The organism is Streptomyces galbus, from assembly GCF_005280195.1.
GTDB lineage: Bacteria > Actinomycetota > Actinomycetes > Streptomycetales > Streptomycetaceae > Streptomyces > Streptomyces galbus.
The window spans coordinates 25906-48275 of the sequence record NZ_SZPR01000043.1; the positions used below are offsets into that span (position 1 = coordinate 25906).

A 22370-nucleotide genomic window follows, 5' to 3' on the forward strand; every position below is an offset into this window, starting at 1 on the left:
CTGCGCACAGTAAGCGGCGAATTTTCGCAACAAGGTCACGGGGGGCGGCCTGTCCTGCACTACATCTCGTCAGAACACTTCAGCTTCCCACCAGTTGGGGGGCCCGAGCGAAAGAGCCAGTCTTGGACGCGATAGTGGTGTCGCCCCTGGTCGCAGGAGTGATCGCTTGTGGTGGGCGCGCGCTGTATCTGTGGCTCCGGGGGCGGACTGAACTCCAGATCGCCCAGTTGAATGATCGCGGCCTGACGCGTCGTGTGCAGGTGCTCCCGCCGGGCAGTCGGGTGATCGAGCAGCGCGCCGACCGCAGCGAAGTGGTTATCGAGGTGGGCCACCGTGGTGGGCGAGGCAAACATGAGTGATCCTGCCCAGCCACGGAAGCTACCGACAGCTCTGGCACAGCAGGGGCAGCTGGTAGACGCCCGGTACCGACCTCAGATACCGACGGATTCGTCGGCGCGCAGCGAGTTCGCCGGCTTCTACGAGAAGACGATGCCCCGCCTGGTGGTGTTCGTGATGCGACACGGAGCTGACCTCCATGAGGCCAGGGAGGCCGCGCAGGCCGCCTTCGTCCAGGCGTGGGAGCGTTGGGAGAGCATCGAGTACCCGAATGCCTGGCTGCGGACTGTGGCCTTTCGACAGTTGGTGCGCTTGCGTGAGCGGCGCGAGGACGCCTTGCAGGATACGGACGAGCCGCCTGGCGGGGTATGTCCCGTCGAGCGGGTCGAGCTCGGAGCGCAGGAGGAGTTCGTCCTGCGGGTGCTTGCAGGCCTTCCGCTGCAGCAGCGACGAGCCTTCGCCTGGATCTATGACGGCTTCACTCCGCAGGAGGCCGCTAAAGCATTGCAAACAAGCCCAGAGGCTGTCCGCCAGAACTTGGCACGCGCTCGCAAGAGTCTCAAACAAGCCTGGGAGAAACTGAGGGAGGACCACCAGTGAGCGAGGCGGCACCGCACCCGGAGACCACTACCGGCGACGAGGCTGCGTTCGATGCCTGGCTCGCCGCCGCCAACAGCGCCCTGCACGACACGGTTGAGGCCGCGATCGACCTCGACGCCGGCCGTGCCCAAATCTTCGCGACATCCGTCAGCGCAGAGACCGTGCCGCTGGTGGAAGAGGACACAGAGCAGTGGACTCACCTGGAGGCTGTGCTGCGGGAAGCAGCTGACAGCATCGCCCACTGGGTCGCACTCACGGGTCCACATACTCTGTACCAGCAGCTCACCAAAGCCCTCTCCACCACACGAACCATGACGGTCGTCGGCCGCGCTCTGCTGCCCAATGACCTGAGTGGGCCTTGGGGACTTGCAGCGGACTTCCTCACCCAAAGCCATCTGGCGCTCACCCAGCTAAGAGGCGGGCTCGCACACCGCACCATCGAGCGGCACGAGGCCTTGGCACTGCACGCCCATGCCTACGGCAGCGTGGCCACCTTCCAGGCAGCGCTCCAGCACACCCTCGCCACCACACCTCCACGGTCCAAAGCCCACATGGTCATGTCCCGTCTGCTGGCTACAACGGAGATGCTGCTCCTGCTTCTCCAGTGGAATCGCAACAGCATCGAGCACTTCTTCAATGACAGCGGCTCCACTGCCAACGTCCCATCTGCCACCCATCGGTGATCCATCCGTGTCGGAAACCGCTGTCTCCGGCTCGGGCGTGCGGCTTCCACGTCGTGTGTGCTCTGGTATCAGCCGTGCAGCGTCATCCGATCGGGTTGTGCGAGCTATGAAGAGGGGGGTCTGGTGATGTCTGCTCTTATGATGTGGGCAAGCCGGTGTGCGAAGCCCCGGTGGCTCCGCCCGTCGCTCCCGGCGTGACGGTGAGGAGCAGCAGAGGGTGTGGGGCGCCCGCTTCGCTACCGAACGATCATGTGCGCGAGTCCTTGCGACTGTCTGCTGGCCGGGCAGCGATGGGGGACGTCGGCATGTCACATTCAGTACGGCGCTCTGCGGGGCGCCGCCGAAGGCTGTACACGGGTGAAGCCTCCGGGGCTGCGGCACTCGGAGTGAGCCGGAACGGCCATGGCATCGGGTTGGACGACTGCACCACGGTGCAGCGCCGCCTTCGATTCCTGCTTGCGTTGGGGGTCTTCAACCAGGGTCTTTCCCAAGCGGGTGCCGGAGCTTGGGCGGTGGCTGGGATCACGTGCTACGACCTGATTCTGTCGCCGCGTTTCGATCACCTGGTGATCGTCTGCCGTACGCCCTATAACGCGGTCTGCTGGCTAGTCCCTGACGGAAGGCCAGTCAGTCGCATCCCTGGTCTCCGCGTCGGCGAACGGATCGGTGGGACGTACCTGCTGCGTCATCTTGCTTGCGGGGCCAGCATGTCGGTGACGGCGCAGGCTAGTACGCGTCCGGACTCCTCTGATCTGTCCGGCCACCGGCGCAGTCGCCTGTGGTCCACCCACACGCCAGTGACAGATTCGGAGTGGGATGTGCTCGAGTCGCTGCCGCCGGCAACACCCACTGCGGAGACGCTGCTGGCTGGACTGCTGGTGCGTCTGTGTCTGCGGGACCCAGCTGGAAGGTGGGCGGTCGGACAGTTCTTCGAAGACGCGTTGGAGCGACCGCAGCGTGGCGTCCCTCGTCATGGGTTTCGTCGGCTATGGGGAGCAGGAGACCGATGGGAGTTGGAGTGGTGTTCCTACCCAATCCCGGAGGACTTGGTCCAGGCCCTCGTGGATCGCGTCGCGGGGATCCCGGGGGCAAGCGCGACTTCTGTCCGCGGGGGGTGGGACATCCGACTTGAGGACTCTGTGCTCGCGTTGCGCCCAATCGCCGGATAGGACCGTCCAAGTCGGCGGTGTTGCTTGCCAACCAACAGGTGGTGAGTAAGGTAACCGCATGACCGCACCGTACAGCCCCGATGACCGGGAAAAGGTAGTAGCTAAGCTGCCTGCCGCGCTACGGCAGGAACTCAAGGTCCGCGCAGCCGAGTTGGGTGTGGACATCAAGGACGCCGTCACCGAGGGCGTCCAGGCCTGGCGGACGGATGGCTCATCCCACGCACAGGTCGACACCTCAGGCGGCGCGTCGTTCTCCACCTACCTGCCCACCGGGCTGTACGGCCAGTTCAAGGACGTCTGCAAGGACCGCGACATCGCGTTCAACCAGGGTCTTGCTCAGGCAATCCGTTTGTGGCTGAACAGCCACCCCTCACCTCGCCGCGTCCCCCGCACGACCGGCGCCCGCCGTCTGATCTTCGGCAACCAGAAAGGCGGTGTCGGTAAGACCGCGACGTCCGCCGGCGTCGCCGAAGCACTCGCCGAAGCCGGACAGCGTGTCCTGCTCATCGACTTCGATCCCCAGTGCCACCTGACGAAGCAGCTCGGCTACCCGATGCTCGACATCGATGACCCGAGCCTGGCCAAGCACATGCTGGGCGAGGGCAAGGGCAAGCTGCGGGACCTGCTCGTGCCGATAGAGGAAGGAAGCTTCGGCGGCCGCTTGTTCCTGCTGCCCGGATGCAAGGACGCCTTCCTCCTGGACGCCAAGCTGGCCACCACGCGGCACGTGCGGATCAAGGAGATCGCTCTGGAGAAGGCCTTGGAACCGCTGGAGAAGGAGTTCGACTACATCGTCATCGACTGCCCGCCCAGCTTGGGCTACTCCATGGACACGGCCCTGTACTACGGCCGTACCCGCGATGGCGAGGAGCCCGACACCTCAGGAGTCGTGATCCCCGTTCTGGCCGAGGACTCCTCCGCTGACGCCTACGACATGCTCTTCGATCAGATCGAAGACCTGACCTCCGACCTCGAGATCGAAATCAGCAAGCTCGGATTCATCGTCAACATGTACGACAGCCGCAAGGGCTACATCGCGACGTCTTCCCTCGACAGCTGGAAGGCGATCGGAGACCCACCCGTTCTCGGCGTCATCCCCGAACGCAAGGAACAACGGGAAGCAGCCCGCCTCAAGCAGCCCCTGCTGACCTCCGCGCCAGACTGCGAGCAGTCCGAAGTCATGCGCACGATCGCCCTGGCGGTGAACGCATGAAGGCCGCCGACCGTCTTGGCACCGGCTCCTCCTTCGGGAACGTGCCCCGTGGCCGCAGCCAACGAGGCCGGGCGAAAGCCATCACTCAGGGCGACATCCCGGCATACGAACTCGTGCGCCTGCAGCTCACCGATGTCTCCCCCACACCACTCAACCCTCGCCGCAACTTTGGCACTCCTGAGGAACTGACCCGATTCGGCGAAGAGCTCCGCGCTGCGCAGCTCGCCGCCTGCGTGGCCGTTTCCCGCGACGTCTACCTGAACCTGTGGCCTGACCACGCGCGCCATATCGGCGACTCCAAGCACGTCCTCGTCAACGGAGAGCGCCGCTACCGCGGTGCCTGCCAGGTCGGTCTGGACGCGCTGGATTTCGTCGTGCGTGACGAACTGGCAGCCTCACGCGAGACGTTCATAAACCACCTCCTCAAGGAGAACCTGGACCGCGCTGACTTCGACATCATCGAGCGGGCCCGCGGTATCAGCGAGCTCGTTGCGGTGTGTGCAGAGGAGTCGGAGCGCGGAGCCCGTGCCCGCGCTGCGGAGCACTTGGGCAAGGACCGGTCCTGGATCACGCATCAGCTGTCGCTGCTGGAACTGCCCGAGGCCATTCAGGCGATGCTCAGCTCGGGTGATCTCCCAGAACGGGATGGACGTCTCCTTGTCCGGCAGCTCAAGGAGAACCCCGAGCTCACAGAAGCGGACCTTCTGCAGTTCCTCAAGGACCAGAAGGCGGCACGCTCGGCCGAGAAGGAAGCCGAGCGCGCCTTGCTGGCTGCGGCCCGCAGCCAGACGCAGAATCCCGCTGAGCCTGGGGAAGCCGGTGCCGTTGATGCCTCCGGCGGCAGGCCAGCACCAGTAGACAGCAGCGACTCGACAGAACCGGCCTCCCCCGTGGCCGACAGGGCTAGCGGGACCGGCGACAGAACGCCTCGTACCACGACACGTGGCACGGCGGCCGTCGCCACACCTCAGTCGGCTAAGAGCACGGACCAGCAGTCGACCGTCCTGCCGGCACAGAACTCGGAAGGGGCGCCCACCCTCCAGTCCCGGCCCGCCGTGATCGAGGTCAGGGATATCGAGCAGGTCGCCGAAGCCCTGGCGGAGCATCTGTCCACGGAGGACCTGACGGCACTGACTGAACTCTTGTTGGAACGACTCTCCAGCACCAAGGTCCAGGCCTGAGCCAGCCCAGCCGTATGTGCCAGGGGGCGGATGTTGTACGCGTACAACATCCGCCCTCTGCCGTGTCACAGGCCCGGGCCGACAGCGAGGGAGGCACTGCCTTCCTATGGGCGTCTCGTACAGGGAGACGCCCAGGGCAGATGCGCTTCTCACTATGAGGCGGGCGTACCGCGGAATGAGTCGCTGCGGTGCTTGTGCCTTTGATCGGTCGCGACCTGTGCCGTACGCGTGCTGCGGCTGCTCCCTGCGCGAGATGCCCGAGACGCATCATCGTGTGCTGGGTCGTGTCGCCTGCGGCGCCACTCGCAGTGCCGGTGCCGGTGCCGGTGCCGGTGCCGAATGTTGTACGCGTACAACATGGCGGAAGTTGCCGTCGGCGGGCCGAACTACGACGGCATGGTTGAGGTGGATCGCTTCGAAGCGTCGTCGGAGCAGTGTTGTACGCGTACAACATCGCGGAACCCGCTCGCTGTGGCGCTGGATGTTGTACGCGTACAACATTCGGTGTCCGAAAAGCATGCCTATGAGCCGACAGCAGGTCGCCGTCAGGGCCTACAGAGCGCAAAAAAAGGGGCTGTGCCCGCCGCTGATCGCGGTGGGCACAGCCCCTCGTTTTCATGGTGGTGCGTGTCAGGCCGCCCAGCTCGCGGGTGCGCCTTCTCATCAGGGTTGGGGATGCCGACGGCGGCCACCAGGGCGGCCGGATGTCGCATGGCGGTGATCGGGACCGCGCCGGGTTCGGTGCTGGGTGCCCAGACCATCCGCCAGGTGTCGTCCCACTCGCATCCGCAGCCGTGATCCGGGTGCTTGTGGCGACGGTTTCGGGCTGACCATTGACCACTGAAACGGCAATCAGGCACGGCCGTGGTGTTGGTCGGGAGTGACCGCAGGCGCTGGAGAGAGAAGATTCAGGACTCTGCGTGCTGTAGGAGCCTCCGGGCGATGCCGGTGATCAGCACCATGCGGAAGCGTGCCTCATCAGCGCTGGATCTGCCAGGGTGAGCGCCTTCGGGGTGCGAGATGTCCCAAGCCCCTTGCAGGAGGCGGCCCCAACTCTCCGGCACGACCTTCTTCTGATCGACCATCCAGTTGACGGCGGCGCCGCCCTTTTGGGTTCCCAAGTAGCCATGCTGATGGGCGACCCGGAGGATCAACTCTTCAAGCATGGGCCGGAGCGCGCCATTGCTCGCCTCGTAGTTGTGGTGGTTGAAGTTGTCGATCGCCTGCTTGTAGTGGTTGAGGGCGACGTCGTAGCCGGCGGTGTCGAGCTGGGCCTCCAGTGCAGTGATCTCCTGGGCCATCTCCGCGCCTGGGGCTTCGGTCGGGCGGATGTGATAGACGATGGGCCCCTGGTCGATCTCGATCCTGCCGAACAGGCCGTCAGGCTTCCGGATTGTCGGGTCTTCCCACTGCAGGTCGTAGCCGTCCGCGAGGAGTGCGTCCCTGAGTTGGAACAAGAGGCCTTCCGGGCCGTGCGTGTCAGGGTGTCGGAAGTCGCCGGTCAGCTCCTTGGCGAACGCCAGTAGCCCCCGGTGTGCGTCCTTGTCACCCTTCTGGGCTGCCTTCCGAGCGTTCATCAAGGTCAGCTGGACCAGCCTCTCCTTGGAGGAGTCCTCCGTGATGAATCGGTCCAGATCAGCGGCGAGGAGGCCGGTGATGATGGCGCTCTTTAGCCGCATGACAGCGATCTTGGTGAGGACAGCCAGGGTTGGGCTCGACAGGGTCTGCATGAATGGACATCCTCGGTGAGTAAGGGGCTGTTCGTCGCGTCGTTTTGCGAGACGTCACCGCTGTGCGAATTGAGTTGCAAGGCCGTCGGCTCGAGGGAGCGGTGTCCAGCCTGGTGACGCCTCGGGCAGCCTCTAGGTCCGTCAGTAGCTTCGTGTTCTCAAGAGTGAGCCGCATGATCTCGGCGGCGGCGATGGCCAAGTGCTGGGTAAGCTCCCGGTTCCGCCGCTGTAGCTTCGCGTTTCGGGCGATGAGGGTGTCGCGCGGGTCGGCCGGCCCGGCTCCGTCGGGGTCGGCGCCGAGCGCTTGGTGTGGGCCCGTTGGACAAGGTCCGGAAAGTGGCGCCGGAAGGTGGTATTGCTCATTGAGAACCGGCGGGCGAGTGCGAGGACGCTGGGGCGGCGGCCGTTGTCGTCCGCTTGCCCCAGGGTTTGCAGTTGACCGTTGACCACTTCCTCAGCTGGTTGCCGGCCGCTTGGAGGGGATGGGGGTCAGGCGAGCGACGCCCGAGGCGGCTTCAAGTTCTTCTCTCAGCTTCTGGTTCTCCAGGGTGATGCGCTGGATGTGGCAGGCGGCGAGTGTGAGGGTCTCGGTGAGCTCGCGGTTGTGACGCTTGAGCTTGGCGTTTCGGGCGACGAGCCTGTCGTAGCGGGTCGGTTCGCTTGGGGCTCCTGGCGTCGGCGGTGCTGACCGGAGGGCGGCGATCTCCTGCGCGATGTCGGGGAAGTGGCGGCGAAAGGTCGTGTTGCTCATGCCGAACTTGCTGGCCAGAGCCAGGACACTCGGCTGGGTGCCGTTGTCGCCCGCTCGCTGGCGGAGTTCTTCCAGGGCTGCCCGGACTCGGGATTCGGAGGGGGAGTCGACGCGGCGGGTCATGCGGTCTCCGGGGTGGTGGTGTTGCGGCTGAGGAACGTCGTGATCTCGGTCCGTCGTGACTCGAGGCGGTGCTGCATGAGGGGCGGCAGCGGCGGCCGTGCCGCCAGGCGCTGGTCGATGCGGTCGAGTTCTGACCGCCAGGCTTGGGTGTTGCTGCTGGTCAGAGCGACGTTCCGGCAGGCGAGGGGCTGGCATTCGCCGTGATCGGGCAGACCTTCGGAGCGGCCTCTGCGGGCTCGTTCGCAGAGTGCCTTGCTGTGGTCGTGGACGCAGGTGATGTAGGTGCCTCACAACCAAACCCGGGCTCGAAGTTGTCCTGCGTAGCCCAGACCGAGCCCCTGTGGACCGTCGAAGGCGCCCATAACAGAACCGAGGCCCGCACGGATCTCGCCGTACGAGCCTCGGATAGAGCGGCTCCTACTTCGCGGCGGCCGGTACCACCGTCGCCTTCCTCGGCCGTCCGACGCTGCGCCGTGCGATCAGGCCAAGCTCGGTGAACGTGGCGTCGCTGTCGAGCGCGTGGAGGTCGGGGTGCTTCGTGGCGATGTGCCGCAGGACGGTTTTGATCGCCATCTCGTAGTTCGAGCGGGTCGCACCCGATGCGCCAGCGCGCCAACACAGTGCACGGTCGTCGTAAGCGGTCTTGGCGAGCGTGCCCTCGAAGAAGACGTGCACGGAGTACTCCTCGATACCGGCCTTCTTGTCCTCGGGAATGGTTCGAAGGGCGTCGCGCTGCCAGGGAAGCTCGGCGAGGGCGTCGACCACCTTGCGCGGATCGACCCCGGCAATGCGGGCCGCTGCGATGACGTTCGCGATGACGTGCAGGCCGGCCGTCGCCGAGTGGAGGTATCGCTTACGGAACTCGGGGACGGTCAGGGTGTTCTTGGACAGCTCACGCCAGCCTGGGATGCGCTCGAACGCGAGGTCGAGGAGCTCCACAACCTCGGCACCGACGGCGGTGAGGGCCTCGTTGCCGGTCAGCCCAGTGGCGGTCACTCGCTTGCGGATGACCGCCGCGAGGTGCTTCTCGCGGTCCTTGGGTGTGCGGTCACGGACACCGACACCTGCGATGGCGGATGCGGCCGAGCGCACCCCGGCGGCCTTGTAGAGGCCGGCGAAGTTCGGGTCACGCCTCTTGTGGGCGGAGTCGGGGAGGTAGCCGACCCGGCCAGCGCACAGCCGCGCGTTCCTGATGACGTACTGGCCAAGGCGGTTGCTCGCGTTCTCCTTGTCCATGACGGCGATCAGCGATGGGTCGATGGGCTTGGTCGAGCCCATCTTCACGAACAGCGTCGCGAGGATGTCAGGATCGCCCTCCAGGAGCAGCGTGATCTCCGTGGCGGACTGCTCCAAGTACCGGCGGACCACCAAGGCGTCGCCTTCCTCGGCGTCCTTCACAAGCTTCCATACCCGATCGAGGGCGAACTCCCGGTGCTGTCCGTCGACGGACCAGACGACTGGCGCGCCCTCGCGAACGGTGATCCTGGCCAGGGACACCCCGGGCATGACCTCCTGAATGATCTCGATCTCCACGAACTCCTCGTCCGGCTCCATGCCGACCACTAGCGTCCCCAGGTAGGGGCGCGAGGTGGTCCGGATGCCGTCAGCGATCTTCTTGACCTGCTCCTCGTAGACGCCGCGCTGACCAGGGCGACCATCGTCATCGAGGTCGTAGTCCTCGCGCTTGAGTAGGTTGCCGAAGGTCCAGTTCTCGGCGAGCGACTTCGTCGGCTCGGACCACGCGATCTTCCGCAACTCACCGGCCTGGGACAGGAAGCCGATCCGCTCGAAGCGGATCGGCGGCTTCTCGCCCTTAAGAGCGGCACGCAGCCGCTTGCTGTCGGGCAAGGTGGTCGTGCTCAAGGCACTAACCTCGTCTCTGCGGACCTACGGGCCCGCGCACGGGTCCGGCCCGGCGGCACGCTTGTCCAGAGCTCCCAGCCGCCGGGCCGGAGCTGTCTGTGGTGTCCACCACGCTAGCTGGAGCGCGCAATAATTAAAAACCCGTCAGGAAATGTGCCTGGCCTATTTTTCCGGAGGAGCGCGCGAGCGGGTCCCGCAGTCGCCACGGTCGCGAGCCGACCTCCGAGCCGACTGAACCGTGGGAGCGCAGATAGATCATGGTGCTCAGCAAGGAGGTGTGCCGGAGCCGCTGGCGGACCCGTGTCTCCCGAAAGGCAGCGATGGACCGCGTTGCATCTGTTCAAGGCTGATGATTGCAAGGCGTGCCGCAGAAGGTTGGCGTGAGCTGGAGGACCAGGCCAGCGCGCCACTAGTTGGCGGTGGTGAACATGTCCTTCCATACCGAGGGGCCGTTGGTCAGCGTTTGACGCGGTTACGGATGGCGAGGATGGCCAGACCGAGCAGGAGGGGTTCCGTGAGGCGGGAGGTCATCTCGGTGTAGGTGCCGGCGGTGGTCAGTTCTTGGCCGGAGGAGCGGAAGACCACCGAGTTGATCACCGTGCGCAGGGCCTTCTCGAACCGGTCGGTGGTCAGGCGTCCGACAAGCGGGCCGGTGGGGTTGGCTGGGTCGGGGGTGTCGGTCACCAGCGTGATCGTCCGTCCGGCCCGCACCTGGCGTCCGGTGGTGGTCGGCTTAGGGCTGTCGATCGGGATGCCCCACAGCATCATGACGAAGATTGTGATGGTCATCGTCACGGCCAGCCAGACCAGAGCGCGGGTGGCACGCAGCCCGTAGCCGGAGACGGCCCAGTACACCGTCAGCAGGACGCGTTCGGACCAGGTGGTACCGGGGCTGTTGTCGTGGCGGCGCATCTCGCACTCGCCGTAGTAGAAGTCGTCGGCCCCCGGTTCGTTCTTGGCGTCCTCCAGGGCCTTGCGCAGCTGCCGATAGACCGCAGCAAGAGTCTCCGGGCCCGAGGTGCGCTCCAGATCCGGGTGGTTCGAACCCGGCTCCCACTCGCGCTTCGAGGGTCGCTGCCCAAGTGCAGGCCGGCCTGCAGTGGCGGCGCGCCAGTAGTGCTCCTCGGCCAGAGTCCGCCGCCGGGACCACCCTTTGGGTGGGCTGGCGAAGATGGTGCGTCCCTCCAGGCGGAGCTGATCCAGGTGCACCGCGCCAGCGAACCGGCACCCGGACAGGTCCGTGTCGGTCAGCGACAGGTGCGCCAGGTCCACTCCAGCGACGTCACGCACCCGCACGCCTGGGTCCCAGCCCGCCAACAATCCCTCCAAGCAATCTCCCCGCCAGTTGGTAAACGGCGCAGGCTCGGCAACCAGGGTCATCGGATGCTCTAGCAGCGCCCCGGCCAGATCAACCTCCGCATGGCGTAGCCGCAACGCGGCCGTTGACACCCACTGTGTCCGCCGCAGAAGCAACTTTCGCGCGGCGATCTCCACCGTCACAGGCGAACCGAAAACCGCGCCATCCAGGTCCACCGTGCTGCCGCACACCAGCGGCCCCAGTCGCTCGGCCGTCTCGAACTGGGCTGCGTCGAACTGGAGATCGCCAGCCGAGGTCATCCCTTGGAATATGACGCCGCGGGTAAAAGTCGCCCAGCCGAACGACGCGCCATTGGTGAAGGTTACGTTGTCGAATGCCGCGAAGCCCGTGAAGGTTACCCACCGCAACACAGCTTGGCGCTCGAACACCGTGCTGGAGAACAACGCTCCGTCAGCGAAGGTCACCTTGTCGAACCAGGCGTCACTCTTGAAGGTCACGCCGGTGAACCAGGCATCACCCGCGAAAGCCGCTCCGTTGAACATGACGGGGTCGGCGAAAGTCGCCTCATCGAACCGGGCATTGCCAATTTCTGGTCGGCCGGTGTCCGGAGCGCGCAGGGCGTTGAGCAATCGATGCAGCAAGGGGCCGGTGAAGACGGTGCCGCGGTGGTCGATGTCGGCGCCAGGGACAAGGCCTGCGCCGTACCGCCTTCGCTGACGCTGAGAGAGGTGGGCCAGGCACGCCCTGTTGCCCGGAACCTGGATGCCTCGGCAGCCCACCGGATCCTGCGCACTGGCGCCGCGGCCGCAGTGCAGCCAATCTGGCGGGGTGCTGGGCGGGCGGTCCGGGAGCGCAGACGTCATGCCCCAAGGATGGTTCAGCAATCGGTGTTTTTGTCGCTTTTAACCCGGTAAGTAGAGAGATTCGTCGAAAGCGCGGACGTTCAAGGTGAAACTTCATATCTCACCTCCGGACCCGCGCACCGAGCGATCCGCGTTTCAACAGGTCAGCGTTTTCGTCGGTTCCTCCAGATATCGCGGTCACTGACCGAGCGCACACAAGGGTGCGGGTGCCGTAAGAAGACGCCGTGAGTGAGGACGGCGCGCGGGATGCGGGGGATGTGACCGAGGGGTCGTCGCCTGGGTACAGGTGGAGGTTGCGCCAGCCGTGGATCCGGGCCATGTATGCGGCGGCGGCCTCGATGATGTCGGCCCACCGCTGGTGTCCGAGGGCGACGAAGCCGATCGGGTAGAGGTGATCGTCGGTGGGGTCGTCGATCCCGGTGACGTATACGCCGCGATGGACGATGAAGCCGTTCTCCATCGCGTCCTTGCCGGGAGTCCAGAGCTGCTCGGTGGGGTGCGTGGTGCCGTCGTCACCCTCGCTGATCTCGATCTCGTACAGGCCTTTGGTCGTCATGCGCTCGCTTCGATGCTGGCGCCGGCCGTCTTGAGGACGCGTGGCAGATGGACGTGCAGGTGCTCGACTACGACCTCGCGGCCGCGGGCGCGGAGTTCGCGGGCCAGGAGTTCGGTGAGCCCGGCTGCCCTTTGCCGGACTAAGAAACGATCAAGGTTTGTGCGCTCGCGCCAGGACGTTGCAGCTGCCGCATGGACGGTGTCAGCCCGGCACCCGAGGTGCCGACTCGCCCCATCACCATCCCTGCGATCATTTGGTCGTGAGTTACGACCTTGCTGTGTGGGACGGTGAGCGGCCGCTCGATGACGATGCGGCGGGCTCGGCCTTCGATGAGATGTACGAGCGCTACCTCGAATCGGAGGACGTCGCTGTGCCGCCCTCCCCGCGCATCAAGGCCTATGTGAACGCCTTGATCGAGCGCTATCCGGAGGATGACCGTGACAGTCCATGGGCGTCCCCTCCGGTCATCGACGAAGCGTCGGGACCGATCGTGTACCTACTCATGTCCTACAGCAGGGCCGAAGAAGTCTCCGAGTACGCCGCTTCGCTGGCACGCGAGTACGAGCTGATCTGCTTTGACCCGCAAGGCGAAACTCTGCGGTCATGAGCGTTCCGCGAAGGTCTGCGCGTAGCAGTTGTCGCAGCCGGGGCTGATCTTGGTGCAGCCGGTGACCGGGTTCCAGGTGCTGTCAGTCCACTCGATCGTCGTACGGTCAGCCACGGCCGGCTTCCCCTTCGACGGTGGGGTGGGTGTAGCGGATGGGCTTGCCGAGGCGGCGCGCGTAGTCGATCTCGCGGCGGGTGCTCTCGCCGATGTAGCCGTCCGGGTTGACGATGAGGACTTCGTCGGCGAGGTCGATCTTGCGGTGGTGCAGGGTGTCGAGCTGCGCCTTGAGCCGGTCGGCTTGGACGGGGTCCTGCCACAGCGGGTGGGGCTGCTTCAAGTTGCAACCGGGGGGGGAGGACGATGCGGCCGGCTGCGGTCTCGTAGAGGTTGGCTTCGGCTAGGGCGTCCCAGTACCGGGTTGATCCGCACAGCGCGACGATCGGCGGCCGACCGGGAGTGGTGGTGGCGACGGTCTGACGGGGCACAGCGGAATTCCTTTCGCAGGAAGTGGCGGGAGCGGGGCGGCCGGAACGGGTGTCGACGGCCGCCCCTGCAGGTATGGGGGGTGCGAGTCAGCGGGCGGCGAGAGCCGCGCGGTGCTCCTGGCGGTGGTCGACGGCCGCGGGCTCGGCGAGGACCTTGACGTGGTGCGGGCCGCCGACGTCGCCGTGCTCGGAGCAGACGACGGCGAACTGGGTCCGTCCGGGGCAGCCGGAGGCGGGGTCGCGGGGCCGGCCGGAGGGCTTCACTGCGTGATCGCAGGGGCTGTTGTCGGCGTGCCTGGGCTCCACGTGCACGGTGATACGGGCCATGAACGAGCTCCTCCTTGTTGGAGACGAGAGAGCGCCGCGCCCGACCGGGAGGCGGGCGCGGCGCTGAGGGGTGGACTATCAGTCGGTGCTGGGGGTGCTGGTGACTACGAGGAACTGGTCGGTGCGCAGGTCCATCACGACCTGGGCGTGAGTGCCCTGGGCGCGTTGGGCTGCGGCGTATTCTTCGGCCGGCCAGGAGCCGCGGGGGCCTCCCGCGGGGAACTGCTCCAGGACGGTGCGCTGGGGCTGGGTGAACATGGCGGCTGTGTCCCTTCGGGTGCTGCGGGCGGTCACTGGTCGGTGTCCTCGGGGGCGGGGATGTCGCCGAACATGTCGTCCATCGCCTGGGTGACGGCGGCCCGGTGTTCGGGCCGGGTGGCGTTGAGGACCTTGTTGGTGAGGTCGGTCAGGTTGATGTCCTCGAACAGCTCGTTCAGGTCCGCGACGGTCCTCGGGTCCAGGAGGACGCTGTCGGGGCGTTCGCTGTCCATGTCCATGAAGCAGTTCATGGCGTCGATGCAGTCGGCGAGTCGGTGGGCTATGGCCGGGGTGACGTCGAAGCCGTGGCAGTGCTCCAGGCCTGAACCGAGGGCACCGGTCGGGCTGATGTGGAGGCGGATGCTCTGCCCCGGGCCGGGGCCATCCTGTGCGCAGCTGGTGGGGGCTTCGGCGAGAGCCGCGATCGCCTTGTTGCGGTCGGCGTCCGCGTCCATGACGGTCGCCGTGTCCCCTGCATCGTCATCGTCGTCCACGTTCAGCACCGGTGCTGCCCAGAGCACTTCGAGGCTTTCGGCGTGCAGCTGAATGATGCCGTCGGCTGTGACCGGGAGCGTCAGGTGGCCGACGACGCGCAGCAGGTCACCGGGCTGCCGCTCGGTGAGCATCTCGTGGGCGATCTCCGGTTCCATGGTCGTGCAGGGGATGACCGCCTCATCGACCAGATGGTCGGTGCTGGCGGAGCAGGTCAGCCGCCAGGAGACGGTGCCGACACGGTCGCCCGGCTCGGCTTCGGCGGCGAGGTAGCCGTCCAGGGTGAGGGGGATGGCGTCCATCAGTGTGCCTCCGCCAGGGTCTCGGTGGTGCGAGGGGAGCGGGGTCGGGTGGTGCGCTGCGCGAGCACCAGGAGCTCGGCGTTGCGCCGCTGCTGCGCGGGGGTGAGCGGGCGGGCCTTCGCGGCACCGTGGCGGTGCCAGAGCGGCGAGGCCGGCGGCTCGGGATAGGCAAGGGCATGGTCGACGTCGCGTTCGGTGTGACGCATGGAGGTCCTCCAGGTGGAGGTCAGGTGTGGTCGCTTTGGCCGGCGGTCTTGGGCTTCGGCGTGAGGTCGGAGGCGAACCGCCCGAGGCGGCGGGCCTCGCTGGGATGGGCGGTGAGCCAGTCCTCGGCGCAGGCCTTGTGCACGGCCTCGCCGGCGTGAGAGCGCATGGGCGTGGGCTTGTCGCACAGCACGCAGGGCAGGTCCTGCCAGCGGTCGAAGTGCCGGCCATCGCGCCAGACAAGGAGTTCATTGGGCGCCGGAATCAGACCCGGCTCGAACGGCTGCTCCTCCTTCTTCGTACGTCCCCGGCGGGTCACGGCCGGAACTGGGGCAGTTGCTGGAAGACGCGGTCCAGCAGGTCCGGCTCGGGCTGCCAGGGCCCGAACTGCCCGCGCGCGGGAACCGGTAGCGGCAGCTCCTGGACGTCGGCGAGGACCAGGTGCCAGACGTCGCCTGGGTGTGCCCACGGCGAGCAGGGCGGCGCCCCTTCGGGGTCCTGGTGGGAGTCGGTGATCCGGGCGATGCCGACAACGGCGCCGGTGACCAGCTCACGGCCATGGATCGCGCGGGCGACCAGCGGCATGCGCAGGGCAGGCCGGTCGATGGTCTTGCTTGTGTGCAGCAGCACCCAGCCAGTCCGCCACCGCGCGGGCCGGTTCTCCACCGTTTTAGCCCCGGCCAGGATGGCGGCCGCGTACGGCTGGCGGATGCTGATGCCGCGGATCCAGTCGCCCTCGGGCAGCGTCACGGCGCTCATGCGGCTCGCCCCCACACCGCCGTGCCCGGACGTCCGGCCCGGCGGCCGTTGATGGACGGCATCGTGGCGTGCTGCCGCGTGGCGAAGACCGCCCGGCCCGAGTGCTTACCGTCGTAGAGGGCCGCGTCGGCAGCCCTCTGCAAAACGCTCAGATCGTCGGAGCCGACCGAGGCCGGGGCCGCTGCACCGACCGAGGCGGCGATGTTGACGGTGCGGCCATCGTCCAGGGTGACCGGCGTGTGCAGCATGCGGACCAGCTGCTCCAGGCGCTGCGCGCGGCGGCCGGCCTTCAGCTCCAGGACCACGGCGAACTCATCGCCACCGAGCCTGCCGACGGACGCGCGCGGTCCCGCCCACGCGGTGAGCCGGGCCCCGAACGCCGCGAGGACAGCGTCCCCAGCCGGGTGCCCCATCGAGTCGTTGATCTGCTTGAAGTGGTCGGCGTCGACCATGACCAGCACCGCGTCGTCGCCGTGGCGGGCCAGGAGCCGGCGGGCGCGGGCGGTGTAGGCGTCGCGGCGCAGCAGGCCCGTCAGCGGGTCCTTGTCCTTGTCGGCGAGCTGCTTGAGCAGCACCGTCACGTTGACGACCCAGCCGGTCAACGGCACGGCTGCGGCGGTGATCAGAAGGGTGCGCGGGCCGAACCGGCCCGTCGTGTGCAGGACTGAGTCCATACTGAGGATTCCCCTCTCGTCTCGTGCGGGTTGGGTGAACCCGGGGCAGCCGTCAAGCGGCCAAGCAAGTGCGGCTGTCCCGGGGCGGAGCTACAGCTCGTGGGTGGTTGTGGAGTTGAGCCAGCTGTACGGGCTCCTCCAGGGGCTGGCCGTCGCGGCGGGCCAGTCGAGCTCCCAGCCGGGCCGGTATCCGCAGGCCGACCAGCCGTCCGGCCGGTCGTGGGGGATCTCGCGTCCGGCTTCCGCCGCGGCGCGGGCTGCGTCGTAGACCTCGTGGGCGGCCTTCACCGCGGCGGCGCGGCTGTCGGCCCAGCCGGTGAAGACGTGCACGCCTTCCAGGCCGGGCGTCCGGGTGCTCCGTATGGGGACGTCGACCTCGAAGTACGGGGGCTGGGTCATGACGTCCGCTCCTCTCGTCATCGTGGTTGAGGGACCACCGCGACCGCCCCGGCCTCCCTCGCACGGGGAAGACCGGGACAGCACGGAACGTCCGTCACGCCGATGAGGGCGCGTTAGAGATCGAGGTGGATCGTGATCGGGCGCCGGTGGTCACCGGTACTGGTGTGGACGGTGCGTCGGTGCGCGGTGAGGCCGGCGGCCCCGCCCTGGATCGGCAGGTGGCAGTCCGGGCAGCCGTGCCACCACTCATCTGCGGCCGGGAGGTCGGCCGGGGTGAGCGGGTGCGGGTGCGGTCCGTCGGCGGCGCGGCTCACGCGACTGTGTCCACGTGCTGCGGCGCTTCCATGTCGGGGTCGGCGTCGCCGACGTTGCCGTGGATCGTGCAGGTGATGTCCGCGTCCTGGTCCCGGCCGCCGGTCAGGACCTCCCACAGACCAGTGACGTCGAAGACCGGCAGCCACGCCTCGCCCTCGCACTCCTCGTCGAAGGGACAGGGCACCAACACCTCGAAACCGCCCCCTTCACCGTCGATGTGCGTGCGCCAGGCAAGGGTGAGGTACTGCTGGCCGAGGCGGATCTCCGCGACCCGGTCACGGCCCGCCAGAGTCGAGCTGTCCTTCCAGCGCCACAGCGGCAGGATCTCCGGGCCGAAATGGCGGCGGGGCAGGAACAGGTCGCCCAGGCCGTCGCTGCCGCCCGTGCCCAGCTCCCGCACCCGGATGTCGCTGATCTGGCTGAGGAATGGCTCCAGCCGGTACAGGGAGTCGGAGAAGACGACGCCGTCGAACCCCTCGGAGCGCAGGCCCGGGTGGGACGCGACCATGGCGCGGTGCTGGTCGGTGACGACACGCGCGGGTACGGCCCGGCCGATGGGCCTGCCGTCCTGCCGCTCGATGCACACCGACAGCGGGGTGGCCACGAGGACCGCGACGACCGGCATGCCGTGCTTCTTCGCCGCGTCGACCAGCACCGCCCGGTCCCGGGCGTAGACGGAGGTGGCGTCCACGACGGTGGTCAGGCCGCGGGCCAGCCTGCGGTGCACGATCAGCATCATCGCGTCGACCGCGTCGGCGGTGGCGTCCTGGTCGCCGCAGTCGTCGGACATGACACCCCTAAACGCGTCGAGGCTGACGACCTGGCTCGGCAACCAGGTACTGGCGAGCGTCGACTTGCCGGCGCCGGACGGGCCGATCAGGACCAGCAGCGCACGCTCGGGCAGGTCCGGGTAGAGGGAAACGGTCATGTAAATCTCCTTGCAGGTGAGGGGTGCTCGGCAGCTCGGATGGGGCGCAGCCCGGCGCGGGCGATGAGCAGGGCAGGGGGTGCGAGTCGGGTCAGTCCGAGCAGGGCAGCGAAGACGGCGGGACGCTGAACGTGCATGCTGAAGTTCTCCTGTATCTCGATGAGAGTGAGGGAGCGGGATGGCCGGCCCTTAGCCGATGCGCGGCCACCCCGCGCGCCCGACCCCCGGCCATAGCGGCCGGGGGCCGGGTCGTGTCACCACAGGGATTCGCCCGCACCGGCCGCGATCACCTCATTGAGGCGATGTCGCATCCGGCATCCGCTCGATGGCCGGGTCAGGCATGCTGGAGAGGTCTACATCGCGTGACGGGGCGATGCAGGCACTTAAAGGCGCCGCGCCCTTGGTCTTCCGGCCCGGGCGCGGCGTTCCCGTGTCGTGGGTCTGGCTCCGGGGCGGCCGGGCCGCACTCCAGCAGCCGTCCCGGACCCGTCAGTTGCTGCTGCCCGTAGGAGCGGTAGTGGTGCAGCGGGCGGCGTCGGCGAGCAGCACGGTCAGCTCGTGTCCGTGACGGGCTGCGTCCTCCAGGCGCTCGATGAGCTCTGCCGACAGACCGCTGTTGTGGGCGCCGATCAGGAGGGCTTCCAGGTACACGACGTCGGCCAGGATGCGGCGCCGGACAGCCAGGACGCCCGGCTGCACGTGGGACGCGTCCACTGTCTTGGCGGTCGCCAGCTGCACGTGGTCGGCGGCCACGCTGTAGGCGGTCTCGCTCTGCTCGGTGAGTACCGCCTCCACCTCGGTGGTGGTGTCGCAGGCGCGGCGCCAGCCGACACGGTCGGCGACGGCTTGGATGAGGGAGCGGCGGGCGAGGGGCACGGTGCCTCCAGAAAGGGCCAGTCGTCCGGTCTCGGCTGACCGGACGCACACCACACGGCCCCGTTCGCCGCCTCGCCCGGGAGCGGCGCGGCGACGGGGGCGCACGGAGAGCGTCCGGTCAGGTAGCGACGGCGGAGGAGGAGGCGACCCGCGCGGCGGCAGCCGCGAGGATGTCGGCGTGGTCGAAGGCGAGGTCGGGGAGCTCGTCCAGGGGCCACCATCGGGCGGCCGCGGCGTCGTCCCCGGCCGTCGGCGCGACGGGCGCGGGCAGGATGGCGATGTAGGCGACGCTGACGTACCGGCCGCGCGGGTCACGGCCGGGAGCATCGAAGGCACCCACCTGCTGCAGGTCCGCGACCTGGACGGAGATGCCGGTCTCTTCCTTGAGTTCGCGTGCGGCGGCGGCGATGCTGGTCTCTCCGGCGTCTACGTGACCGCCGGGCAGCGCCCACCAGCCCTCGTAGGGGCCCCAGCCCCGTTCGATCAGCAGCACGTGGTCGGCAGCGATCAGGACGACGTCGGCGGTGTAGCGGATCGCCTCGCGGGCGGTGGTGGCAGTCATAGGGGTGGTCCTCTCGGGTCGGGTTAGGCGGCCAGCAGGTGTGTGGCCGGGGGAGCGATGTAGGTAGCGGGGTCGGCCGGGGTGCCGTCGAAGCACTCCAAGCACGAACCCAGGGTTTTGAGGGGGAGGCAGTGGAAGTAGCGCCGGCGGCAGGTGCCGCAGGTCTGGCGTGCGGCCATGGCCCGGTCGAGCGCCCACTCCTGGGGCAGCGTCGGCACCCGCTTCGGCCGGGCCAGGCGCAGGTCATACAGGTACGCCCGGGTGCGATGAGTGCAGGACCGCCACGGCCGGGTCCGGCACTGCGCGCACCGCAGGATCGCCACGGGCCCGTAACCGCCGGGGCTCACCTCTCGCGCACGCAGCTGGCGGCGCGTGACCAGGTGGTCGGGGCAGGCGCCGCGGTCGTACTCGGGCAGGCCCTGCGCCCCGCGCGGCAGCAGCTTGTCCTGCTGTGAGCAGGGCCGGGGGCGCTGTCGCATCACCTGCTCCAGATGCCAGGGAGCCGGGCGGGACGGTACGGGTAGCGGGGGCCGGGCCGCTGCGGGCGCGGGCGGCCGATCCGGCGGCGCGGGCGGGGGATGAGCACGAGCGATCTCCTCCAGTCGTCGGTGGACAGTGCTGCGCCCCGCCGACGTGATGCGGGTGTCGACGGGGCGCGAAGTGAGGGTGGGTGGCCGGGCGGCCTGTCCCGTTCTCGCCCGGCCCCGGCGTGTGGGGGCGGGCGAGGACCGGGCAGGTCGTCAGGTCTTCAGCGGGTGCGGATCAGCGCTGGAGGGGCTGGATGTTGCCGGGTTCGTCGTCCAGGTCGTCATGGACGGGGGCGGGCTGCGGCGGGACATGGACCTCGGGGCGGATGTCGATGTGGGGCTGGAAGGCCATGTGGATGACTGGGCGCAGACTCAAGCCGCGTAGGGCGAGGACGGAGGTGATGGTCCAGGCGAGGACGGCGATCCCGGTGGCGACGGTCCGGCTGTCGGCGGGGGATGCGGACCACACCATGGCGACGCTTGCCATTGCCCAGAGGCTGTAGGTGATGCGGGCGCCGGTGCTGTGGAAGAAGCCGCCAATCAGGCCGAACAGCCCCACGGCATGCCAGAAGGCGTAGACGGCGGATCCGCTGACGGCGAGGCCAGCGGAGTGCTGGGCGATGTAGGAGCGAACCGGGGTGTCGATCACTGCCCAGAACCTGTTGGAGGTCTCGGACGCCGCTTGCGTCTGCGGGGTCGCGGAGGCGATCTGGTGGGCTACGGCGGAGACGATGTCGCCGGCCGCGTCCAGCGCGATGATGAACGCGCAGACGCTGGCGAGGCTGAGCGCCTCCTTGATCCAGTTGGCCATCCCGTGCCAGCCCGCGAAGTGCGCGTGCCGGACGTCCTCCCACCGTTCGTACAGCAAGCCGCCCTGCTTCCAGGACGCGTCCCACGCCTCGCGCAGCCCGGCGAGACGCTGCGCAGAGCGCGGCCGGTTTTCCTCGTCGGGCGGCGGGGGTGTCTGGCTGAGGAGGTCGAGGAAGCTCGGGTCGTTCTGGCCGTTGATGGGCTGGCCGTTGACGGGCTTGTCGTGGGATTGCATGGCGGGGCGACTCCCTTGCTCGGGTGGGTGTGGTGGGCGGTGGTGCGCAGGCCGGACGGCCTGGCTCGCACCCGGGCCGCGAAGGGTTCGGGTGCGAGGCAGGTGGTCCGGAGGCTGGGGTTCAGAGGCCGCGGGCGTCGGCGAGGCGGGCGGCGTGGTCGACCATGCGGATCGGGGCGCGGCCCGTGCCGTGCGCGTCGTTGAAGGACGGCACGGAAGGGACGTCGTCGCCGAACGTCCGGCGGATCGCGTCCAGGAGCACGGCGGCCGCACTGGCTTCCAGGCCACGGTCGCCGTGGGCCTCGATTCGGATGGCTCCGAGCATGCAGCGGGCGCCGTCTGCGTCAACCAGGGCACCGGAGCACCAGCCGCCGGTGAGGAGCCGGTGGTGGGCGCGCTGCAGAAGTGCCGCGACCGGCGTCGGGTATAGGTCCGGCAGCGGGGCAGGCCCGGCGTCGACGGGGCCGGTGATGACATCGGCCAGGGCGATGGGCTCGAGGTCGATGTGCGCGGTGTTGACCTCGTAGGCGACGGCCGCTTCGTCCAGGCGCGCGGTCATCTCCGCGTTGACGAGGGCGAGGCGTTCCTCGAGGGTCAGTTCCGCCGGCGGCGCGGAGGTCGGCGCGGGGTGGTCTGTGGCGGGGGAGAGCGAGGCATGGGACATCAGGACTCCAGGCAGCGGACGCCGAAGAGCGCCGCCCAGGTTGGTGTTCGGCGGCGCCCTTCGAACGTTGAGCAGCAGGTGAGTTGAGGCTGGCGGGTGGGTAGTCACCGCACCTGCGCCCCGGGCATCCTCGAACCATCGGGCTCGGAAAGGGGATCTGGTGGAGTTCGTCTTCGATTGCGGATGGTGCGGGGGCGACAACTACTTCGTGGGCAAGCAGGTCGGCTTCTGGGTCGACAAGTGGGAGATTCCCTCGGAGTGGGACTGCCGCTTCTGCGACGGGCTCAACTACACGCCCGACCCGCCGTGGACCGAGGCGTAGTCAGAGGCTGGAGATCACTTCGGCGAGCGAGACCAGGCCGCTGTTGATGACCGGGGCCAGGCCGGTGGCGGCGAGGGTGAAGCCGAACAGCGTGCAGGCCAGCATGGAGCCGACGCGGACATAGCCGCCCTTGAGCAGGACGAACACGATGATGCCCAGCAGCACGGCGGCGGAAATCGAAAGGGCCACGACGGTTAGTGCTCCTTCGTCAGGTGGGGCCGGCCGCGCTCGGGCAGGC

The 22370-nt window shown here is 68.1% G+C and carries 29 protein-coding genes and 1 pseudogene; 7 read left to right on the forward strand and 23 right to left on the reverse strand.

Annotation, left to right across the window (positions count from 1 at the left end; genetic code table 11):
- Positions 1-122 precede the first annotated feature (122 nt).
- The 5 genes from E4U92_RS34700 to E4U92_RS34720 all read left to right on the forward strand — a co-directional run bounded on the left by E4U92_RS34700 (position 123) and on the right by E4U92_RS34720 (position 5182).
- Positions 123-359, forward strand: a complete 237-nt coding sequence (locus E4U92_RS34700) for a hypothetical protein (protein ID WP_137304437.1) — start codon at positions 123-125, stop codon at positions 357-359.
- Positions 334-936, forward strand: a complete 603-nt coding sequence (locus tag E4U92_RS34705; RefSeq protein ID WP_229863466.1) for an RNA polymerase sigma factor — start codon at positions 334-336, stop codon at positions 934-936. The genes E4U92_RS34700 and E4U92_RS34705 overlap by 26 nt, the downstream gene beginning before the upstream one ends.
- Positions 933-1619 (forward strand): hypothetical protein, encoded by a 687-nt coding sequence (locus tag E4U92_RS34710; RefSeq protein WP_137304438.1) that lies wholly within the window; start codon positions 933-935, stop codon positions 1617-1619. Before E4U92_RS34705 ends, E4U92_RS34710 begins: the two co-directional genes overlap by 4 nt.
- Before the next feature lie 1227 nt (positions 1620-2846).
- On the forward strand, positions 2847-4001 hold the full coding sequence (locus tag E4U92_RS34715; protein WP_137304439.1) for a ParA family protein: 1155 nt from the start codon (positions 2847-2849) through the stop codon (positions 3999-4001).
- Positions 3998-5182 (forward strand): ParB/RepB/Spo0J family partition protein, encoded by a 1185-nt coding sequence (locus E4U92_RS34720; protein WP_137304440.1) that lies wholly within the window; start codon positions 3998-4000, stop codon positions 5180-5182. The genes E4U92_RS34715 and E4U92_RS34720 overlap by 4 nt, the downstream gene beginning before the upstream one ends.
- A 908-nt stretch (positions 5183-6090) precedes the next feature.
- Here E4U92_RS34720 and E4U92_RS34730 read toward each other — a convergent pair.
- From E4U92_RS34730 to E4U92_RS34750, 5 genes are all read right to left on the reverse strand, one after another.
- Entirely contained in the window at positions 6091-6912 is an 822-nt protein-coding gene (locus E4U92_RS34730) for a hypothetical protein (RefSeq protein ID WP_137304441.1), read from the reverse strand.
- 454 nt (positions 6913-7366) lie between these two features.
- The gene (locus E4U92_RS34735; RefSeq protein ID WP_137304442.1) at positions 7367-7786 is read right to left on the reverse strand and encodes a hypothetical protein; all 420 of its coding nucleotides are present in this window, start codon (positions 7784-7786) and stop codon (positions 7367-7369) included.
- Positions 7787-8203: 417 nt separating this feature from the next.
- Positions 8204-9649, reverse strand: a complete 1446-nt coding sequence (locus tag E4U92_RS34740; protein ID WP_137304443.1) for a DNA sulfur modification protein DndB — start codon at positions 9647-9649, stop codon at positions 8204-8206.
- 456 nt (positions 9650-10105) lie between these two features.
- Complete coding sequence (locus tag E4U92_RS34745) at positions 10106-11830, reverse strand: pentapeptide repeat-containing protein (protein WP_137304444.1); 1725 nt, start codon at positions 11828-11830, stop codon at positions 10106-10108.
- A gap of 100 nt (positions 11831-11930) precedes the next feature.
- Positions 11931-12386 carry a hypothetical protein gene (locus tag E4U92_RS34750; protein WP_229863469.1) on the reverse strand — a complete coding sequence of 152 codons (456 nt, stop codon included), beginning with the start codon at positions 12384-12386 and terminating at the stop codon, positions 11931-11933.
- 259 nt (positions 12387-12645) lie between these two features.
- Between E4U92_RS34750 and E4U92_RS34755 the strand changes: the two genes are divergently transcribed.
- On the forward strand, positions 12646-12993 hold the full coding sequence (locus E4U92_RS34755) for a hypothetical protein (protein WP_137304445.1): 348 nt from the start codon (positions 12646-12648) through the stop codon (positions 12991-12993).
- Here the strand turns inward: E4U92_RS34755 and E4U92_RS34760 are convergent.
- From E4U92_RS34760 to E4U92_RS34840, 17 genes and pseudogenes are all read right to left on the reverse strand, one after another.
- Complete coding sequence (locus tag E4U92_RS34760; protein ID WP_137304446.1) at positions 12988-13107, reverse strand: DUF5131 family protein; 120 nt, start codon at positions 13105-13107, stop codon at positions 12988-12990. The genes E4U92_RS34755 and E4U92_RS34760 overlap by 6 nt on opposite strands.
- A pseudogene (locus E4U92_RS34765) lies at positions 13100-13478 on the reverse strand (hypothetical protein). The gene E4U92_RS34760 and the pseudogene E4U92_RS34765 overlap by 8 nt, the downstream one beginning before the upstream one ends.
- 87 nt (positions 13479-13565) lie before the next feature.
- Positions 13566-13805: a hypothetical protein gene (locus tag E4U92_RS34770; RefSeq protein ID WP_137304447.1), complete on the reverse strand. Its 240-nt coding sequence runs from the start codon at positions 13803-13805 to the stop codon at positions 13566-13568.
- Positions 13806-13883: 78 nt separating this feature from the next.
- On the reverse strand, positions 13884-14063 hold the full coding sequence (locus E4U92_RS34775; RefSeq protein ID WP_137304448.1) for a hypothetical protein: 180 nt from the start codon (positions 14061-14063) through the stop codon (positions 13884-13886).
- 32 nt (positions 14064-14095) lie between these two features.
- On the reverse strand, positions 14096-14857 hold the full coding sequence (locus tag E4U92_RS34780) for a hypothetical protein (protein WP_174864147.1): 762 nt from the start codon (positions 14855-14857) through the stop codon (positions 14096-14098).
- On the reverse strand, positions 14857-15063 hold the full coding sequence (locus E4U92_RS34785; RefSeq protein ID WP_137304449.1) for a hypothetical protein: 207 nt from the start codon (positions 15061-15063) through the stop codon (positions 14857-14859). Before E4U92_RS34785 ends, E4U92_RS34780 begins: the two co-directional genes overlap by 1 nt.
- Positions 15064-15083: 20 nt before the next feature.
- Positions 15084-15380 (reverse strand): hypothetical protein, encoded by a 297-nt coding sequence (locus tag E4U92_RS34790; RefSeq protein WP_229863472.1) that lies wholly within the window; start codon positions 15378-15380, stop codon positions 15084-15086.
- Complete coding sequence (locus E4U92_RS34795) at positions 15377-15820, reverse strand: ASCH domain-containing protein (RefSeq protein WP_137304450.1); 444 nt, start codon at positions 15818-15820, stop codon at positions 15377-15379. The genes E4U92_RS34790 and E4U92_RS34795 overlap by 4 nt, the downstream gene beginning before the upstream one ends.
- Positions 15817-16494, reverse strand: coding sequence for a GGDEF domain-containing protein (locus E4U92_RS34800; protein WP_137304451.1), 678 nt, complete (start codon positions 16492-16494; stop codon positions 15817-15819). Before E4U92_RS34800 ends, E4U92_RS34795 begins: the two co-directional genes overlap by 4 nt.
- 90 nt (positions 16495-16584) lie before the next feature.
- Entirely contained in the window at positions 16585-16893 is a 309-nt protein-coding gene (locus E4U92_RS34805; protein ID WP_137304452.1) for a hypothetical protein, read from the reverse strand.
- A gap of 113 nt (positions 16894-17006) precedes the next feature.
- On the reverse strand, positions 17007-17207 hold the full coding sequence (locus E4U92_RS34810) for a hypothetical protein (protein ID WP_137304453.1): 201 nt from the start codon (positions 17205-17207) through the stop codon (positions 17007-17009).
- On the reverse strand, positions 17204-18136 hold the full coding sequence (locus tag E4U92_RS34815; protein WP_137304454.1) for an ATP-binding protein: 933 nt from the start codon (positions 18134-18136) through the stop codon (positions 17204-17206). The genes E4U92_RS34810 and E4U92_RS34815 overlap by 4 nt, the downstream gene beginning before the upstream one ends.
- Before the next feature lie 489 nt (positions 18137-18625).
- Positions 18626-19012, reverse strand: coding sequence for a hypothetical protein (locus E4U92_RS34820; protein ID WP_137304455.1), 387 nt, complete (start codon positions 19010-19012; stop codon positions 18626-18628).
- A gap of 118 nt (positions 19013-19130) precedes the next feature.
- Positions 19131-19574 carry an NUDIX domain-containing protein gene (locus tag E4U92_RS34825; protein ID WP_137304456.1) on the reverse strand — a complete coding sequence of 148 codons (444 nt, stop codon included), beginning with the start codon at positions 19572-19574 and terminating at the stop codon, positions 19131-19133.
- A 23-nt stretch (positions 19575-19597) separates the two neighbouring features.
- Positions 19598-20053, reverse strand: coding sequence for an RRQRL motif-containing zinc-binding protein (locus tag E4U92_RS34830; protein ID WP_168725274.1), 456 nt, complete (start codon positions 20051-20053; stop codon positions 19598-19600).
- A gap of 283 nt (positions 20054-20336) precedes the next feature.
- The gene (locus tag E4U92_RS34835; RefSeq protein WP_137304457.1) at positions 20337-21146 is read right to left on the reverse strand and encodes a hypothetical protein; all 810 of its coding nucleotides are present in this window, start codon (positions 21144-21146) and stop codon (positions 20337-20339) included.
- Between the two features lie 121 nt (positions 21147-21267).
- Positions 21268-21810 carry a DUF6197 family protein gene (locus E4U92_RS34840; RefSeq protein ID WP_137304458.1) on the reverse strand — a complete coding sequence of 181 codons (543 nt, stop codon included), beginning with the start codon at positions 21808-21810 and terminating at the stop codon, positions 21268-21270.
- Positions 21811-21970: 160 nt separating this feature from the next.
- Between E4U92_RS34840 and E4U92_RS36140 the strand changes: the two genes are divergently transcribed.
- A complete protein-coding gene (locus E4U92_RS36140; protein ID WP_168725275.1) occupies positions 21971-22132 on the forward strand; it encodes a hypothetical protein in 162 nt (53 codons plus the stop codon).
- Here the strand turns inward: E4U92_RS36140 and E4U92_RS34845 are convergent, their stop codons facing one another.
- Positions 22133-22321: a hypothetical protein gene (locus E4U92_RS34845; protein WP_137304459.1), complete on the reverse strand. Its 189-nt coding sequence runs from the start codon at positions 22319-22321 to the stop codon at positions 22133-22135. It abuts the gene before it with no gap.
- Between the last annotated feature and the right edge of the window lie 49 nt (positions 22322-22370).